At 68.4% G+C, this 16,148-nt stretch carries 16 protein-coding genes; 6 read left to right on the top strand and 10 right to left on the bottom strand.

From position 1 onward, the window contains the following. Window positions 1-2: 2 nt before the first annotated feature. Entirely contained in the window at window positions 3-482 is a 480-nt protein-coding gene (locus DZC73_RS26145) for an aminoacyl-tRNA deacylase (RefSeq protein ID WP_124543321.1), read from the bottom strand. A gap of 240 nt (window positions 483-722) precedes the next feature. Here DZC73_RS26145 and DZC73_RS26140 point away from each other — a divergent pair, with 240 nt between their 5' ends. The 6 genes from DZC73_RS26140 to DZC73_RS26115 all read left to right on the top strand — a co-directional run bounded on the left by DZC73_RS26140 (window position 723) and on the right by DZC73_RS26115 (window position 7,980). Then, on the top strand, window positions 723-4,124 hold the full coding sequence (locus DZC73_RS26140) for an nSTAND1 domain-containing NTPase (RefSeq protein WP_124543320.1): 3,402 nt from the start codon (window positions 723-725) through the stop codon (window positions 4,122-4,124). Window positions 4,125-4,150: 26 nt separating this feature from the next. Further along, window positions 4,151-4,630, top strand: coding sequence for a hypothetical protein (locus DZC73_RS26135; RefSeq protein WP_124543319.1), 480 nt, complete (start codon window positions 4,151-4,153; stop codon window positions 4,628-4,630). Between the two features lie 161 nt (window positions 4,631-4,791). Then, window positions 4,792-5,292 (top strand): hypothetical protein, encoded by a 501-nt coding sequence (locus DZC73_RS26130; RefSeq protein ID WP_124543318.1) that lies wholly within the window; start codon window positions 4,792-4,794, stop codon window positions 5,290-5,292. A gap of 16 nt (window positions 5,293-5,308) precedes the next feature. Further along, on the top strand, window positions 5,309-5,617 hold the full coding sequence (gene lysC, locus DZC73_RS26125; RefSeq protein WP_124543317.1) for an Rz1-like lysis system protein LysC: 309 nt from the start codon (window positions 5,309-5,311) through the stop codon (window positions 5,615-5,617). A 6-nt stretch (window positions 5,618-5,623) separates the two neighbouring features. After that, complete coding sequence (locus DZC73_RS26120; RefSeq protein WP_124543316.1) at window positions 5,624-6,436, top strand: hypothetical protein; 813 nt, start codon at window positions 5,624-5,626, stop codon at window positions 6,434-6,436. Between the two features lie 14 nt (window positions 6,437-6,450). Continuing rightward, the gene (locus DZC73_RS26115; protein ID WP_124543315.1) at window positions 6,451-7,980 is read left to right on the top strand and encodes an AraC family transcriptional regulator; all 1,530 of its coding nucleotides are present in this window, start codon (window positions 6,451-6,453) and stop codon (window positions 7,978-7,980) included. A gap of 264 nt (window positions 7,981-8,244) precedes the next feature. Here DZC73_RS26115 and DZC73_RS26110 read toward each other — a convergent pair whose 3' ends face one another. From DZC73_RS26110 to DZC73_RS30375, 9 genes are read right to left on the bottom strand one after another with little or no spacing between them, the layout of a single operon-like run. Next, on the bottom strand, window positions 8,245-9,681 hold the full coding sequence (locus DZC73_RS26110) for a hypothetical protein (protein ID WP_124543314.1): 1,437 nt from the start codon (window positions 9,679-9,681) through the stop codon (window positions 8,245-8,247). Window positions 9,682-9,694: 13 nt separating this feature from the next. Next, window positions 9,695-10,576, bottom strand: coding sequence for a hypothetical protein (locus DZC73_RS26105; protein WP_124543313.1), 882 nt, complete (start codon window positions 10,574-10,576; stop codon window positions 9,695-9,697). Window positions 10,577-10,598: 22 nt separating this feature from the next. Then, window positions 10,599-12,719, bottom strand: coding sequence for an alkaline phosphatase family protein (locus DZC73_RS26100; protein WP_124543312.1), 2,121 nt, complete (start codon window positions 12,717-12,719; stop codon window positions 10,599-10,601). Window positions 12,720-12,732: 13 nt separating this feature from the next. After that, on the bottom strand, window positions 12,733-13,455 hold the full coding sequence (locus tag DZC73_RS26095; RefSeq protein WP_124543311.1) for a glycoside hydrolase domain-containing protein: 723 nt from the start codon (window positions 13,453-13,455) through the stop codon (window positions 12,733-12,735). Between the two features lie 27 nt (window positions 13,456-13,482). Beyond that, window positions 13,483-13,806: a hypothetical protein gene (locus DZC73_RS26090; RefSeq protein ID WP_235835285.1), complete on the bottom strand. Its 324-nt coding sequence runs from the start codon at window positions 13,804-13,806 to the stop codon at window positions 13,483-13,485. Continuing rightward, on the bottom strand, window positions 13,803-14,873 hold the full coding sequence (locus DZC73_RS26085) for a hypothetical protein (RefSeq protein WP_124543310.1): 1,071 nt from the start codon (window positions 14,871-14,873) through the stop codon (window positions 13,803-13,805). Before DZC73_RS26085 ends, DZC73_RS26090 begins: the two co-directional genes overlap by 4 nt. A 30-nt stretch (window positions 14,874-14,903) precedes the next feature. Further along, window positions 14,904-15,251: a hypothetical protein gene (locus tag DZC73_RS26080; RefSeq protein ID WP_124543309.1), complete on the bottom strand. Its 348-nt coding sequence runs from the start codon at window positions 15,249-15,251 to the stop codon at window positions 14,904-14,906. 43 nt (window positions 15,252-15,294) lie between these two features. Further along, window positions 15,295-15,873 (bottom strand): RebB family R body protein, encoded by a 579-nt coding sequence (locus DZC73_RS26075; RefSeq protein ID WP_124543308.1) that lies wholly within the window; start codon window positions 15,871-15,873, stop codon window positions 15,295-15,297. Continuing rightward, entirely contained in the window at window positions 15,870-16,106 is a 237-nt protein-coding gene (locus DZC73_RS30375) for a RebB family R body protein (RefSeq protein ID WP_124543307.1), read from the bottom strand. The genes DZC73_RS26075 and DZC73_RS30375 overlap by 4 nt, the downstream gene beginning before the upstream one ends. Between the last annotated feature and the right edge of the window lie 42 nt (window positions 16,107-16,148).

The following is a 16,148-nucleotide window of genomic DNA, read 5'->3' as shown; positions in this document are numbered from 1 at the left end:
CGTCAGTGCATCTGCCCGCGGCTGAAGCTGCCGTGCGGCTGCGACTGCATGAGGCTGTGGAACTGGTCGTGGGACATGCGCAGCAGGCGCTCGTGGTCGCCGGCTTCCATGTAGACGACCTCGGCCTGCTCCAGGTCGTCGTCCACGATCGTCGGAATGCCCCAGGCCATGCCGATGGGCGGGATCGCGCCGCGTTCACAGTCCTTGAACAGCCGCGCGATGCGTTCTTCCTTGGCCAGTTCGAGGTGGTCGCGGCCCATGAGGCGGGCGAAGTCCTCGACCTTCAGGGTCTTGTCGGCCGGCACGATGGCCATCACGCAGCCTTCGTCGTCTTCGAGGATCACGGGCTTGGCCAACTGGCCGCCCGTCAGACCCGCGCGGCGTGCCGTTTCAGCGCTGCTCAGGCTGTGTTCGTGGATGCAGACCTCGTAGCGCGCGCCGCGCTGCGCGAGATAGGTGCTGAGTTGGGAAGAGACTGACATGGGGACCTCCTTGGGAAGACAAGAGGAGCGGACAGTCCGCATCGGGAGTTTGCGCGTGCTGGCGTCAAAAGGGTAGTTCACCGCCGCGGTCTTGGGCTAGACTGCTTGCGCGCGGAGCCGAGGCCGTGCAACAGGGAGAAAAAAGATGAATCGACATGCCCGCCTCGGTGGCAAGCGTACCGCTGCCTACTCACGCCCCCAGCGTCTTCAGCACATCCGGCAACACCTGATCCAGCAGCCATGAGCGCGCTGCTGGGCGAGGCGCGGCCGGGCCTTCGCGATGCTGCGGCCGTCGCCGAAGATTCGTCTGCGGCGACGGCGCGATTCATGCTGGGCGACTGGCTCGTCGATGTGCCCACGCGCCGGCTGCACCGCGGCGACGAAGTGGTGATCCTGGAGCCACGGCCCATGGCCGTTCTGGCCGAGTTGTGCCGGCATCCTGGCGAGGTGATCGGCGCGGAGGCCCTGCTCGATGCCTGCTGGCCGGGCGAGCCGCTCGGCGACAACCCGGTGCACAAGGTCATCGCCGGTTTGCGCCGTGCGCTGCAGGACAGCGCCACCGCGCCGCGCTGCATCGAAACCATCCGCAAGCAGGGCTACCGTCTCGTCGCGCCGATCCGCGTGCTGTCGGAGCAGGGGCCTCGCAGCCTGCAGGGTGGGTGGCGCGACCGATCGCCTTTCCGGGGCCTCGAATCGTTCGGGGTGGAGCACTCCGCCGTGTTCTTCGGGCGTGACGACGCCGTCGCCGAATTGCATGCCCGATTGGCGGCGCAATGGCAGCGTGGCCACCCGCTGGTGGTGCTGCTCGGACCGAGCGGTTCGGGCAAGACCTCGCTGGTCCAGGCGGGGCTGTTGCCGGCCTTGCTGCTGCCGCGGGCCCTGCCGGATGCTGCTGGCCAGGTGCCGTTGCTGCGCGCGTGCACGGCAGGAAGCATGGAGCTTGCTGCCGTCGGCGACATGGGACCCTGGTCGGCGCTGGCCGGCGCACTGCTCGACTGGGACGGTGACGGCGTGCCCTTGCTCGCCGGCTACAGCATCGAGTCTCTGGCGCGTGCATTGCGCGAGCAGCCCGAGGAAGTGCTGCGCCTGCTGCGTGTCGGCCTGATCGCCTGCCGCATGATGGGCCCCGACGACATTCCCGTGGCGCCACCGCTGCTGGTGCTCGACCGGCTGGAGGCGCTGTTCCAGTCCGCCGCACAGGCCGATGCATCTGCCTTCATCGATTGCATCGGGTGCCTGGTCCGAAGCCGCCTGCTGCTGGTGCTGGCGGTGTGCCGCAACGACTTCTATCCGAGTCTCGCCGCGCATCCGGCGCTGATGGTCGACAAGGCGTGCGGCGCGCACATGGACCTGGCGCCACCAGGCGCCGATGCGCTGGCCCAGATGATCCGGCTGCCGGCGCGCGCGGCCGGCCTCGTGTACGGGACGGACGCCAGCGGCCTGAGGCGGCTCGACGATCGCCTGTGCGACGAGGCACTGCATGCGCGCGACGCGCTGCCGATGCTGCAGTACACCCTGCAGGCGCTGTACCTCGACCGGGCCCCCGGCAACGAGCTGAGCTGGGCGTCGTACGACGCACTCGGAGGCCTGGAGGGCGCCATCGGCCAGCGCGCGGAGGCCGTGCTGGCTGCGCTGCCATCGGCGCGCCAAGCGGCCTTCACGCATCTGCTGCCGCGGCTGGTGGGCCTGACCACCGAAGACGCCACGCCCACCAGTTGTTGGGTGGCGGCGGCCTCGATCGCCAACGACGACGAGCGCGCGGTGCTGCACTCGCTCGTCGAAGCGCGCCTGCTGGTGGCTGACCAGTCAGGCGGCGCGGCGGGCTTTCGGGTCGCGCACGAAGCGCTGCTGCGCCGCTGGCCTCGAGTCACCGCGTGGGTGGCGCAGCATCGCACGACGCTGGTGGCACGCGGCGAATTGATGCCGTGGGTGCGTCGCTGGGTCGACGGCGGGCGGGCCAGCGCCTTGCTGCTGCCGCGAGGCACGCTCCTGTGGCAGTCGGTCGAGGCCGTCGCCGAGGCGCCGCATCTGTTCGGCGGCGACGAGCAGCAATTCGTCGCGCGCTCGCATGCGAGGCTCAAGCGCCAGGTGCAATGGCGGTGGGCGGTATCCGCAGGTGCGCTGGCTTTGGCGCTGATCGCGGCATCAGCTGCCTTGCGCAGCGCGCACCTGGCACGCGTGGCCTCCGAGCGCGAGTCGCAGAGCCGCCGGCTGGCGTCGTTCATGCTGGGCGACCTGGCGGACCAATTGCGCCCGATCGGCAAGCTGGACCTGCTGGGGCGCATCGGCGAGCAAGGACTGCAATTGCTGAGCCCGAGGGATGTCAACGATGAGACCGCCGCGGACACCTTGCAGCGAGCGAAGGCATTGGTGGTGATCGGCGAGGTCAACAGCAGCCGCGGCAAGAGCCGTCCCGACATTGCATCACCCGCGCTGAAACGCGCCCGCGACCTGCTGGCGCCGCTGGAGCAGGCGTCCGATCTCGATGCGGCGGACTTCTACAAGACCTTGGGAGCCAGCGACTTCTGGCTGGGACAGATGGCTTTCGACGCGGGCCGGCTTGACGAAGCAGCGCAGCAGATGGCCCGCTACCGGGAGGCCTGCGAGCGTTGGCTGGCAGCCAGACCGCGGGACCCGCAGGCCAGGACGGAGCTCAGCTTCGCCCTGGGCAGCCTGGGATCGATCGAGCTCAGGCGCGGCGCCTGGGGCGCGGCGAGCCGGTGGTTCCAGTCCTCGCTCGCAATCAAGCTGGCGGTGCTGGCCGAGCATCCGGATGACGCCGACGCGCAGGATGCGGTGGCAAGCGCGCGCACCTGGGCGGGACTGCTGGCCTACATCCAGGGTGAGCCGTCGAAGGCACTGGCGCTGTTCGACGCCGCACGTGCGGTCCAGGTGTCGCTGGCTGCGCAGCGGCCGAACGAGTCCGTGCGGCAGCGCGACCTGGGGACCCTGGAGGTCCGGCGCGCCGAAGCCTTGCAGGCGCTGGGCCGGCCTGCTGATGCACTGCAGGCGTGGCATCAATCGGTGGCGTGGCTGGCCAGGGCCACAGGCAACGATCCGAAGAACCTGCGCTGGCAAGCCGAGCGACTGCACGCCGAGAGTGGCCTGCTGCAGGCCCGGGGAAGGGCGGGCGAAGCGATCGATTCCGCCTCGCAATCGCTGCGCCATCGGCTGTCCGATCGCGCCGACCTCAAGACGGCGCATGAGCAACTCTGGCGGCAGGCGCTGCTGCGGGTCGACCTGGCCGAGGCGGAGTCAGCATCCCGCGCCCGGGACTGGCCGAGCACGCTGCACCACAGCGCCATGGCCGCGCTGCAGCTTCGCGAGGTCATCGCGCAGCGCCCGTCGCATTGGCAGGGGCGTGAATTGCAGGCGTACTCGGGGCTCTTGACGATCGGCGCGCATGCCGCGATGGGCGACCTCAACCGTCGAACGGCGGCATGCGCGCTGACACGCGACGAACTCCAACCGGCGGTCGATTCCGGCCAATCCGGTCTCGTGCTCGAAGCATGGCTCCTTGCAAGAGCCTGCTCGGGACCCGGGGACATCAGCGAGCCTGAGCTGCTCAGGCTGGGTGCCGGCGGCTATCGGCCGACCGCTCCGGGGCTCTTGAACCTGTTGAACAGAGGAATTCAACCATGACGACCCTTGATCCCAACTCACCCCCCATGGCCCTGTACTTCGCCGTCCCGGTCATCCGCGACGACAACGGCGCAGAAGACGTTTTCTACTACGCGCCCACCGGGCGTGGACCTGACCGCTGGAAGACACGCTGGACCAGGGTTGACCCGCCAGTCCTGAACAGCAAGAGCCAGGACGCCACAGGCGACTTGCTCATGCTGGTCCAGCCCTCCGAAAAGGAAATCCGCCAATTTGCGCCGGACCATCCACAACTCGATCCATCAGTCACCCTGTTTGCCGGCGTGGCAAAGACGCTGGGGTCGGACAACCTGTTGCCCAACTTCTACATGGCCCAGCAATTCAACAATCTGCCGGCCGTGGTGGTGTCCGTGGTGGAACAGACGCGGCGCGGACTGATTCTCACCTTCGTCCGCAGGGACATCCTGAGCAACATGGTCCCGCCACCCATCGTCGGCCTGATGGCCAGCACCGATCCGGAGATCAAGAACAGCACCGATGGCGTTTGACGCCGCGGACGCCGACGCAACAAAAAGGGCCGCACATGTGTGGCCCTTTTTCATTTGCGCAGCCCGTTTTCACTCGCAAGAACCTTCCGGAAGGTTTCCGGAAGGTTCTTTTGCAGCGTGTCGACCACAGTGTCTTCCCAGTGCTTCGCACGGAGGACATCGTGAACACATTGACCATCATCCCCGCCATCATCCTGGCCGGCCTGGCCGCCGGCGGGTACCTCGGCTACGAAGTGGGGACCCGGAAACTGCTGGCCGTCCAGGCCCAGCTCGCGGACGTGCGCCGCACGCTCGACACGGAAAACCGCGAATACCAGCGAACGCGCCAGCAGCTTGTCGACACCGCGACGCAGATCGAGGCACAGCACCGGCGTGAGCAGGACCGCATCAAGGCCGACTACCAGTCGCAGGTCCAGCACCTGAAGGACAGCAACGACGATGCGCAGCGGCGCATCGCCTCCCTTGACGCCCAGATTTCGGCCATCGACCGCGAGCGTCGTTCGATCCAGCAAGACCGCCAGCCCGCCAACGGCGCTGCCGAGGCGGCACGGCTGCAGGTGCTCGATGCCGAGCGCTCGGCCAACACCGCGGAGATCGCGGGCCTGGCCTGCCTGCAGGCTGCCGTGCCCGTCGCGCAGATCGCCAGCTTTCAACACAACTGACGGGAAGGAGCTTGCCATGCGGTTCCACATTGTTGCCGGGCTGTTGTCGGCCCTCCTGTCGGGATGCGCCACCACGCAGGTCACTGTCGTGCCGCCCGCGCCGGCCTGCCCGGTCCCGGCCGCGCTCGCGAAACCCTGCACGCCACCGAGGACGCTGTCCGCCGGGACGACCTATGGCGACCTGTTGCTGAGCTATCAGGCCGACCGGGCGAGCCTCGAACTGTGCGCGACCAGCTTCGACGAGCTCAACCGGCTGCTCGCGGCGTGCCGGGCGGCCTTGTCCGAGTACAACGCGAGCCTGGACCGCAAGACCACGAGTCCTTGAGGCGCCATGACCACCTCCGATCAAGACCCGGCGCTGCAGGCGGCTGCGACGCCGGAGGATGAACAGGCAGCGAGCACGCTCAGGCGCCACGTCATGGCGGAGATCATGGTGATGCTGCGCTTCGCCTGGTCCCGCGGTGTCGACCTTCCGGTGGAGCTGCCGGGCTTGCTCAGCTGTATCGATCCAGCAGCCTGCCGGGCGCGCGAGGCATGCGACGCCCAGGCGCCGCTCGCTGCGCTGGCCGAGCTGCACGCCTTGCTGGCGCGAGCCGTGGCGCCGGCGATGCCTGTGACGCTGGCCTTGATGGAGTGCGAACTGCATGGGACGGGCTGGCGTGGAGTCCTGGGGCCGATCGGCAACGTGCGTCGCCTGGTGGTCGCGGCGTTCGCGTTCCTGCTCCTGTTCGTGGCCATCAGCATGGCGCCGGCCTTGAACGCCGAATCGATGGACGGGGACATCTATACGCTGGACGGCCTCAGCCAGATCGTCGTCATGGTGTTTCTCTTGTCCGCGGCCGGCATCGGCGGCACCTTCCAGGCGCTGTTCACGGCGCAGCGGTACGTCGCCGACGCGACCTACGATCCCCGGTACGACGGTTCGTACTGGAGCCGCATTGCCCTGGGCCTGGTGGCCGGCCTGCTGTTGTCGGTGCTGGTGCCGGTCAGCCTGGAGGGGGCTGAATCGCCGACTCTCGCCAAGCCGGTGCTGGCGCTGCTCGGAGGCTTCTCGTCCGGGCTCGTCTACCGGATCATGCAGCGGCTGGTCGAGACGATCGAATCGCTGTTTCAATCCCGCGCCCCGACGGCGCGGGGACCGTGACCGGATGCGCTGCGATGTCCTTGCCGGTCGACACCTTCCTGCAGAAGGCCTATTACCCGTTTCGCCGCTTGCCCGACTTGCTGCAAGCGCTGCTCGATGCCCTGGTCGCCCAGTTGGGCCTGGCCGGCGCGACGCTGCGCCTTCACGACACGGGTGAATCCATCACCAGTGCGGCGCCGTCTGCATTGGCCGGCGGGTCTTCGCTCGTCTCTCGGGCGCTGCCCATCGCCTGCGCCACCGGTCCCATCGGCGAGCTGCAGTGGCAATGGCGCCATGACGAGGCCGTCCTGGTGGATGCCGGTTTCTGGGAAGACTTCGCACGCCGCTGCGCGCATCTCATCCGGCGCTACGAGGTGCAATCCTGGGCTGAACGACGCCTGGGCCGGCCGCTGTTGCTGGTGGGTGTCTGCGAGGCCTTGCACCGGCTGGAAATCTTTGTCGAGAAGGCGGCCAGCAGCAGCCTGCCCGTGTTGCTCAAGGGCGAGTTCGGCACCGAGAAAGCCCAGCTCGCGGTGTCGGTGCATTGCTTCGGACCGCGCCGCGACAGCCCCTTCATCGAAGTCAACTGTGCGGACCCGGTGGGGCAGCCTGTACAGTGGTTCGAGCAGGCCAGCGGCGGCACGCTGTTCTTCAACGGGATCGACGAACTGGCCCGGCCGCTTCAAAGCCAGTTGCCGCAGCACATGCATTCACGCCTGGGCCAATGGCTGACCGTGCCGGACGCGCAGGCGGTGCGGGTCGTGGCATCGGCCACCGCCGACCTCGCAGGACTCGTGGCAGATGGAAGGTTCTCGCGGCAGCTGCTGGCTGAACTCGACTTTCTCACGGTGACCGTGCCCCCGCTGCGGGAGCGGCCGCGCGACATCCGGGCCATGCTCGTGGCTGCGCTGGAACGTCACGGCTTCGATTCGTGCCGCACCTGCACTGATGACCTCGTGCGCATCTGCCAGCGCCACACCTGGGCTGAAAACCTCTTCGAGCTGGAGCGGGTGGTCGCACGGCTGGCCGTGATGAACGACGGACAGCCCATTCATGAGGCTCAGGTGCAGCGGCATGCGCCCTGGCTGCTGTCAGCCGCAACCGCGGACATCGGTCTGCAGGCCGTTGAATCGCCGCCGCCACAGGCCTCCAACCGGGCGACACGCCTTCCTTCACCCATCCCGACCGGGCATTGGGTGCGCTGCGCCGTCACTCGCGACGCCGGCGAACTCGGCCGGTTGCACGCCGCGCTGCGCAAGGCACTGCTGTACCTGGGCGAGCACTATGCGGAGCCGATCTCCCTGGAGCAACTCGCCGGCCAGGCGCATGTGAGCCCCTCGCACCTGGGCTTCCTGTTCCGCAGTGTCCTGAGCACGACCTTCAAGCCGCTGCTGCAGCACATCCGCATCGAGAAAGCCAAGGAAATCCTCAGCAACGATGCCGGCCGCCGCATCACCGAGGTGGCACTGATCGTGGGCTTCGGCGACCTGAGCCATTTCGAGAAGAGCTTCCGGCGCATCGTCGGTCACAGCCCGCGGGAGTTCAGGCGCGTGGCCGGCGTCTAGGGCCTGTTAACACTAAATGCATGCCCGCGTGACTCATGAAAAGCCCGCTGCGAAGGCGCAAAGCACAGCCATAGCGGTGGCTATGGCGAGCATTTGCAACGCGCGCAGCGGGCTTTTCATGAGATCACCCGAAGGGCCGGTGTCTGGCAAGGCACAGGGCGTCGTTACGTCCTCGTTGTGTGCCAAAGGCACACCGCCTCGGCCGCGCCTAGCCCTGTGCCTTGCCAGACACCGGCGCGGGCATGCATTTAGTATTAACAGGCCCTAGCGCAGCAAGGTCCCGATCGTCAGCCGCAGTTCCGCGGTGGCGGCCGTGTGAGGCACGTCCCTGGGCACGACCGACACCCCCAGGCGCACGTCGCCGGCCGTGTCGCTGGCACGAAGCGTGACCACGTCGACCTGGCGCTCGGTGGTCGGACCCGTCAGGGCGGCCTTGTCCGGGACGACCTGCCAGGCGAACGTGCAGTCCCACAGGGCAGGTTCGGTGACCACGGAGAACCGCTGGCGGCCATGCACCGGCAGCACGGTCGGCGCCGGACCGCCGTCCGCAGCGCAGATGGTGCTGGAGTAGATGGTGAGCGGCATGAGCGCACGCGTGCTGGCCTCGCCGATCCTCACGTCGGCCAGCAGGCCGTCGGCCCCGGCCGCATCGCTCGCCTGCACGCCCCGGACCTGGACCCGGTGGCCTTCTTCCCTCAAGGTCATCCGGTCGCTGCCGGTCCACAGCACCTCCGCCTCGGGAGCCGGCGGGTCGATCACGACCTTGTAGGTGCCGGCGGCGCCGACGGCCAGCGCATCGGGCGCAGCGCGGTCATCTTCGGCGGTGATGGTGGCGCCATACACGGTGAGCGCCTGGGTGGAGGTGGTGGAACTGCGTCCGAATGAGAGCGTCACCTGCACCTGTGCTTGAGCCTGCGGCGCATTGGCCACGAAGCTGACCGTGCCTTCGTTGACGGCGCCCAGCGCCTGCAGCGTATCGCTGACGGACCACTGCCACGCGAGCAGCGACGCAGGCGCCAGGTCCGCCGGCAGCACCTCGGCCTGCGCGATCCGCGTCTGCCCGACGCCCATCAGGCTGCCGGTGGGGCTCAGGTCATCCAGTGCCTGCGCCATCAGGTGGATGCGCACCGCAAACACGCCGATGGGCAGCGTGGCCTTCGCTTCCTGCTCGCCCACCCGCGCCGACAGGCTCAGCCTGCCGTCGCGCCCCACGGCGCTGGCCGCCAGGCCGGCGACCTCGGCCACGCCGCCGGGTCCGACGCTCACGAGGCCGATGACGCCGTTGCTTCCCGGGTCCCAGCTGCCGTCGAATGCGCCGATGTCCGGCAGCACGACCGGCAGGTACCGAGCACGGCTGCCCACGCCCAGGTCCAGCAGGGGCGTGTCGGCCTGGCCCGCGTCATGGATCTCCGCGGAGAACACCGTCAACGCGATGCTGGCCGTGACTGGAGTACCGCCATCTGCAGGCGAGAAGGTGGCGGTCAGCGTGGTGCCGCCCAGTTGCTCCGAGCGGTGGCCGCTGGCCAGCGCCACCTGCTCCTGGTTGTCGGGGCCCGCGATGCGAAGCGGCGAGGTGTCTCCACCGAGCGACCAGCGCAACGAGCCGGACACCTGGGGCCGGTTGGCGACGCGGTAGTACGCCCGCGATACGACAGCAATCGCTTGGGCGGCGGCGAGGCCGGAGGGATCGACGATGTCCATGCCTGCTCCTGTGTCACCACTGCACTTCGGCCGTGATGATGCTGTGGGGTGGATAGGGCGTGACGTGGTGCCAGCCCTGCGCGATGGCGAGCGCCCCGCTCGGGCTGAAGGCCAGCACGTGGCTGAGATTGTTCGACGTCGCGACGAAGTTCGGGAATATCGCCGGGTGGCCGAGGTCCGCGCCGGTGATGTTGAGGTCTCCGGCAATGATGATCACGTCGTTCACGGTGAGGGCGGCCATGTCGGCCATGAACTGGTTGGAGTTCTGGAAGAACTGGAAGGCAGGGAACATGCCCGGTCCGTTGAAGGGGTTGGCCAGCAGCCCGACGGTGGCCCAGGTCGCGCCCAGCCAGTTGGCCTGCAGTTCGGCATGCCAGGTGTAGAAGAAGATGTTGCACGCCACGCCGCCTGCGGCCAGCGTGAAGGGCTTGCGCACTGGCGCGCGGATGTTCCTGGCGGCCAGGCGCAGCGCGTTCTTGCTGGGCACACCGATGGGCAGGCCATTGATGTACGTCTCCACGCCATTGGCCGGCGGCCCGGCATTGGGCACGAGCGAGATGCGCGCCGCCGCGGCGGCAGACACCGGCCCCGGACCGACCGGGTCCCAGCCGATGAGGTAAGACTTGTTCTTGCCGACGGCCAGCGGCTGCGTCGGCGGATTCAGTTCGCGCGGATGGTCCGGCGGAACGACGAAGTTGACGAAGGGGCCGGCCCCGCTGGTCAACTGCGCCCGGATGCTGCCGGCAGGGACCAGGCTGACCTTGGCCTCCTGGATCGCCACCAGCTTCACTGGTGGTGCCGTTCCGTTTGCAAAGTTGACGGCACCGAGCAACTGGGCGCCGCGACCACCGGCTTCTCCGCCGGAATTCCATGTGGCGATCCGTAGGCTGGGCATGAAAGCTCCCGTGGATGTGTTGTCAGGCGGCTGGAATGGCCCGCCAGAGGGCCCAATGGCCGGCCCTGGTTGTGAGCCGGTCCGGCCGGCCGGGCATGGGCAGCAGGCGATGGAAGCGGTCCGGAGTGAAGCGGCGGGACAGCTCCTGCACGAAGTTGGGCTCGAGGCGACTGACGAGCACGAAGTCGTCGTCCATGCAGACCGGCTCCTGCGGGTCCCTGCTGCCCAGCAGCCGGATCTGCCAGCGGGCGCCGGTGCTGGATTCATCGTTGGTCATGAACGCGTCGTCGCGCGTGTGGCTCACGCCGAGCCCATAGCCGCCGGGCAACGTCGAGGAAACGACGAACAGGACCGACATGTTCATGACAAGGCCGGCATCGGTACCGCCGGCGGCTTGCACGAACTTGAAGGCATGTGCCCTCTGGGCGTCGGAGGTCAAGGTCCACGGGTTGGCCGTCACGCTCAACGAACTGTCGGGCCGGCCGATGTAGAGGGGAGGGCCCGAGGTCGTGGGCCAGCGGCTGCCGATGTACTGCAGCAGGTAAGGCACCTGCGTCCACAGTCGCTTGCGGGCGTCGCGTGAGCGCGGCGACGGAGCGCTCAGGGCGCGGTTGGGTCTCTCCAGCGCTTCCGCGCGCACGGGGCGGTTCAGCCGGTCCAGGAAGGTCGGGGCTGCGGCCACGCGCTGGCCGAGGCCCCACTTCTGGCGCGGAATCTGCGCCATGTCCAGGATGGAGGCGATGATTGAGGTGTGGTCGAACGGCGTCTGGCTGCCCGAGCGGAAGATGGTCTGTGGGCCGACGCAGGGTGACACCAGCAAGGTGGGCACGCGCACGCCGAAGCGGCGGAAGTCGAACCCGAACTGCGTGCGAGTCTGCGGGTCCATGCCTGCGTCGATGTAGCGCTGGCCCGCGAGGTCGCAGGCGTCGTTGCCCGATGGCTGCGCGGGCGGCGGAGGCAGGTGGTCGTAGGTGCCGCCGTTCTCGTCGAACGTGATGATGAACAGCGTCTGCGCCCAGCTGTCGGGGTTGGACGACAGGGCGTTGTAGATGTTCATCACGAATTCCTCGGCCTGCGTCGTGTCCGACACCGGGTGCATGTCGTTGCCGACCTGCCGCTTGAACTCGTCCCATCGACCGCCACCGCCCCAGGCGGGTTCGATCCAGCTCACAGCAGGAAGGGTTCCGCTTCGCGCTGCCTTGAAGAAGGCGTTGTCCGGTTCGGAGGGATTGAACTTGACGAAATTGGCGTTGTAGCCGGGGTCGGCGAGCTTGGGGAACATGGTCCGTACGTACTGGCGCGTCACGCCGGTCTCAGACGGCGGCCACCAGTCCTGCCAATAGACCTTCCAGCTGTAGTTCTCGCCTTGCAGCACTTCGAACAAGGTGCGGGCCTGGGGCAGCTGATCGCAGTTCGAGATGCCTCCCGAGGCTTTCATGAATCCCCACAGGAGAGGCATTTTCTTGAAGTCGACGCCGTAGAACGGGTCGTAGAAGCTGTTGTTGACCATGCCGCACGAAGTGCCGGCCATCGAGAAGGCGCGGTTCGTGTTCGTCTGGCTCGGCACCGAGCAGAACCATTCGTCCGACACGGCATAGAAGCGGGCCAGTCCGCTGAGGACCGGTACCTGCTCGGGCGTGTAGGTGTCGAGGATCTCGCTCAGCGTGCTGTCGTCCAGCGGCTTGTCGTTGTTGTTGTGATGCTGAACTTCCCGGTTGTAGTCGAGGACGTAGCCGGTCATCGGCGGCGGCGTGTCTCCACCGGGGTCCAGGTCATGCAGCAGGTCCCGGGCCGCGTGCGGGCGCAGCCAGTCCGCGGCGGGCCTGTTCTGGGCCCACATCTGGTTCATGATGTGCCCGAAGCTCTCGCCAGGGTTGTACGAGGGCGTCATCGGCGAGCGTGCGCCCTTGTTCGGGCTGAGCTTCTTTCCGGAGGGCGACGGGTTCTCGAGCCGCTGCTTGTGGAGTTCGTCCACGGACGACAGGCCGAGGAATGTTTGCTTGGCGCTCTCTTGCGGAGTCGGAAGTATTTCGGGCGTCTCCGTGGGCGAATAGAGCCAGCCCATCAGGTGATCGAACCCACGGTTTTCCAGCATCAGCACCACGACGTGCTTGATGGTTGGATGCGGCAGCTGGTCGCTCATCTGCTGGCCCTGCCTACTGGCGCTGCTGCACCGCTGAATCGATCGCACTGGCCGGATCGGCCGCGGCGGACCAGCTCAAGTCGACTTCCATCCCGTCGCACGGCGACCCCGGCAGCGACAGCTCGCAGTCCTGTTCGAACTGCCAGAGCACGGCCGACGGGTAGCCCGACTCCGCCGGGTCGGCAGGCGCGAGCTGGCGAATGTCTCCAGCGTAGACATGGGGCGTGCTCGTGCTGACCCTCCACACCCAGATGCGCAGCTGCGGCGCGGGGTCGAGCGTGGCGGCGTAGGCGGCCATTTCCGCGGCGCGGGCGTGCGAGCAGTACAGGCCGGGCTGGAAGCCGCCCTCGATCACCGCCTGGACCCACGCGCCGATGTAGGCCAGCGAACCAGGTTGCGGGCTGCTGCCGTCCTCCCAGTCGAGGAAGATCGCCGACCGAGGCGGAAACTGCTCGGCCTGCGCGAGTGACGCGGCCTGGGCACCATCCGCCTGGCCGTGCGACGCGTCGACTTCGTGGGAGCCGGGTCCGGTCGTCTGCTGGCCGACGTACACCGGCACCAGGTTCCAGCCCTGGCCGCACAGTGCCGGGCGCCGGCCCATCCAGCTCGTGTCGGCATGGCTGGGTGCGGGTGCGAGGTAGTAGGCGCACCAGCTCAGGTTGGTGTTCGCCTTCAGCCAGTCCAGCCGCTCGTCGCCGGGAAAGATGTCGGTGTCGACGCCTGCGTAGTAGGTCATGGAATCCTCCGTGATGAAGCCCAGGCGTCAGGAGCCGTTGCCCTGGCCTTCGAGTCCCGGCGGCACGCCGGCGACGGCTGCGGCCATGGCCTGCTCGGCCTGCTGCTGGGCCGCGGCCACGGCCTCGTCCTGGGCTTTCGCGGCCTGCTGCATCGCGGACTCACCGTCGCTCAACTGCTGATCGGCCTGTGCCGTGGCATCGAGCGCCGAGCGCAGCGCATCGTTGGTGGCGGCAAGCGCCGCCTCGACCTGTTGCTGCGTCGTCTTCAGCACCTCTTGCTGGATGGCCGACACGATGTCCATGGGTGAACCGGCGGGCGAAGGTGCGGGCGGGACGGGGGGCATGCTCATGACGGGTCCTCCTCTGGTGTCGTCGTTGAAGATGGAGTGCGCGGGCCGAAGTCGCGCAGCGAGATCACGCCGCCCGGGCCGACGTGAAGCTCAGCACGCAGGCTGCCGGCTTCCAGCGCGAACAGGCAGGTGGCGCCGTCCTGTCCCAGCCGGCCCTGGACGGGCCGGTTGGCTGCGAGGAAGGCCTGGGCCGACTGCAAGTACAGGCGCACCGCCTTTTGTGCCGCGTCGCCGGACTGGCCCTGGAAGCTGGTGTGCCGCACGATCTGCTGCACCGCCTGCGACAGCCTGGCGAATCCGATCTGCCTGCCGCGCGCCAGCCAGTTGCTCACGGCCTGGTCCACCTCGGAAGGCGAGGGCAGGCCGTCGATCTGCGGGCAGTCGAGCACGCCGAACATGAGCGGCAACAGCGTCTGCAGCGCGCCGGTGGCGGCCTGCGAGCGCTGCGCCGGCGACGCATCGGCCAGTGGCGTGCCGAGGTCGAGGTACACGTTGCAGTAGTCGCAGAACTCCAGCGGCGTGCGGGCCTGCGCGGCGGCGAAGTCCGCCGCTTCCTGGCGCAGCGCGGGCGCCGTCTCTTCAGGCGGTGGCGCCATGCGGGCCAGCTGCCACAGCGCGAGATGGTCCTCGAAGTCCATCGCCTGGAAGAGCGGCGATGCGGCCAGGCCCAGCTCGGACAGCAGCGCCTGGCCGGCTGCGAGGTCGCCGCGGGTGGCGAGTTGATGGTCCGACAGCACACGCGTTACCTGCGCCGCGGCCACCGCGCTGTCGTCACCGCCTTCGGCCTTCGCGAGCATCCGCAGGTCCGCCAGGCCCAGCGTCATCAGCTTGATGGGGCTGACCATCAGCTCCAGGCGTGGCAGCAAGGCGAAGCGCGAGGCATGCAGTCCCGACTGCACCTGGCCCACGAGCGTCGTCTCGTCGGGAAACTCGTAGCGTGCGGTGAGGTCCGCGATGGCCCAGCTCAGCCATTCGGGTCCGCCGTCGATGAAGGCCAGCGCCAGCCGGCCCAGCGGCGACATCGCATTGGCATCCTGGATCGGCCTGCCGGCCACTGACACGGTCATGGTGATGGCTCCTGTGGCGGTGGAGGCGGATCAGCCCGCCGGAAAGCCCTTGAGCACCGTGGCGGCAGCCGAGCCGACCTTGGCGAAGTCGTCGGTCGCGCCTTGCATGAGCGCCTGTGCCTGGGCCATGACCTTGGCGTACTTCTCCTCGCCGGTGGCGAGGTACTGGGCCATCGCCACACCGGCCGCGGTGGTGGCGATGGTGGAGATGTTGCGCAGCGCATCGGTCGCGTCCTGCACCGCGATGGCGGTGGACTGCGCGACCGACTGGTAGGCCTTGCCCGCGCCGCTGGTCAGCACGACCTGCGGACTCATGGTCGCGAGCTGGACCTGGTTGATGACGTCGATGACCTGGGCGTTGACCTTGGTCGGGTCCATGGCGGCTCCTTGTGTTCAGACCGTCTCTTGAATCGATGGCTCGTCAGTCCTGCGCGGGCGAAGGTGCCGGTGCGGGCTCGGGTGCCGGCGTGGGAGCCGGTGAAGGAGCCGGTGAGGGCGATGGCGCTGGGGTGGGTGCAGGAGCGGGTGCGGGTGCCGGCGGCGCGGGCGGCGCCGTCATCGTGTGCAGCTCCTGCAGGTCGCTTTGCGCCGTGGCCGCGTCGGTGGACGTGCCCAGTGCCTGCGCCTTGAGCACGTCCACCGCGGTCTTGCCTTCGGCCATCGCGGCGGCGATCACCGCGGCGGATGGTGCCGGCTGCGGCGGCGGGCCGGGCAGTGGCCACACCACAGGCGGAGGACCCGGCGGCGGTGGCGGCGGCACGATGGGGAAGGGCGCGGCCAGCATCTTCGCGCAGGCCGCGGTGATGGCGGCCGAGCTGATCATGCCGGCGCTTTGCTGCCGGTTGACCGCGTTGTACATCGCCATGCCCAGGGTCTCGAGCAGCACGGCATCGAGCATGCCCAGCGCCTGCGAGGCGGCCTGGCCGGTGGACAGCGTCACGACGCTGCTCACCGAGTCGACGATCTGGCTGTTGACGGTGCCGTCGTCTGTGATTGTCATGGCTTGCTAGCTCCCTTGATGATGATCAGTGCAAGAATCTGGTTGACGGCCGCGCCGGCGATGACTTGCCCGCGCTGCTGGTTGGCCACCGCGTTCTCCATCGCGAGCCCGATGCTGTCGGCCATCGCGAGGTAGGTCATGCCCATCGCGAAGGCCGGCGCCTGCCCCAGCGCCAGTGCCGAATCCGTGCTCGCGCTGGCCGCGAAGCTGGCGACGGCACCGGGGCGGGGCAAGCGTCGGCTCCCGTGGGCTGCGGCGTGCGGTCAGCACACGGG

The organism is Rhizobacter terrae (assembly GCF_003852895.1).
In the GTDB taxonomy this organism is placed as follows: Bacteria; Pseudomonadota; Gammaproteobacteria; order Burkholderiales; family Burkholderiaceae_C; genus Albitalea; species Albitalea terrae.
The sequence above is the reverse complement of the archived record's forward strand: the minus strand, read 5'-3'. Positions and strand labels throughout refer to the sequence as shown.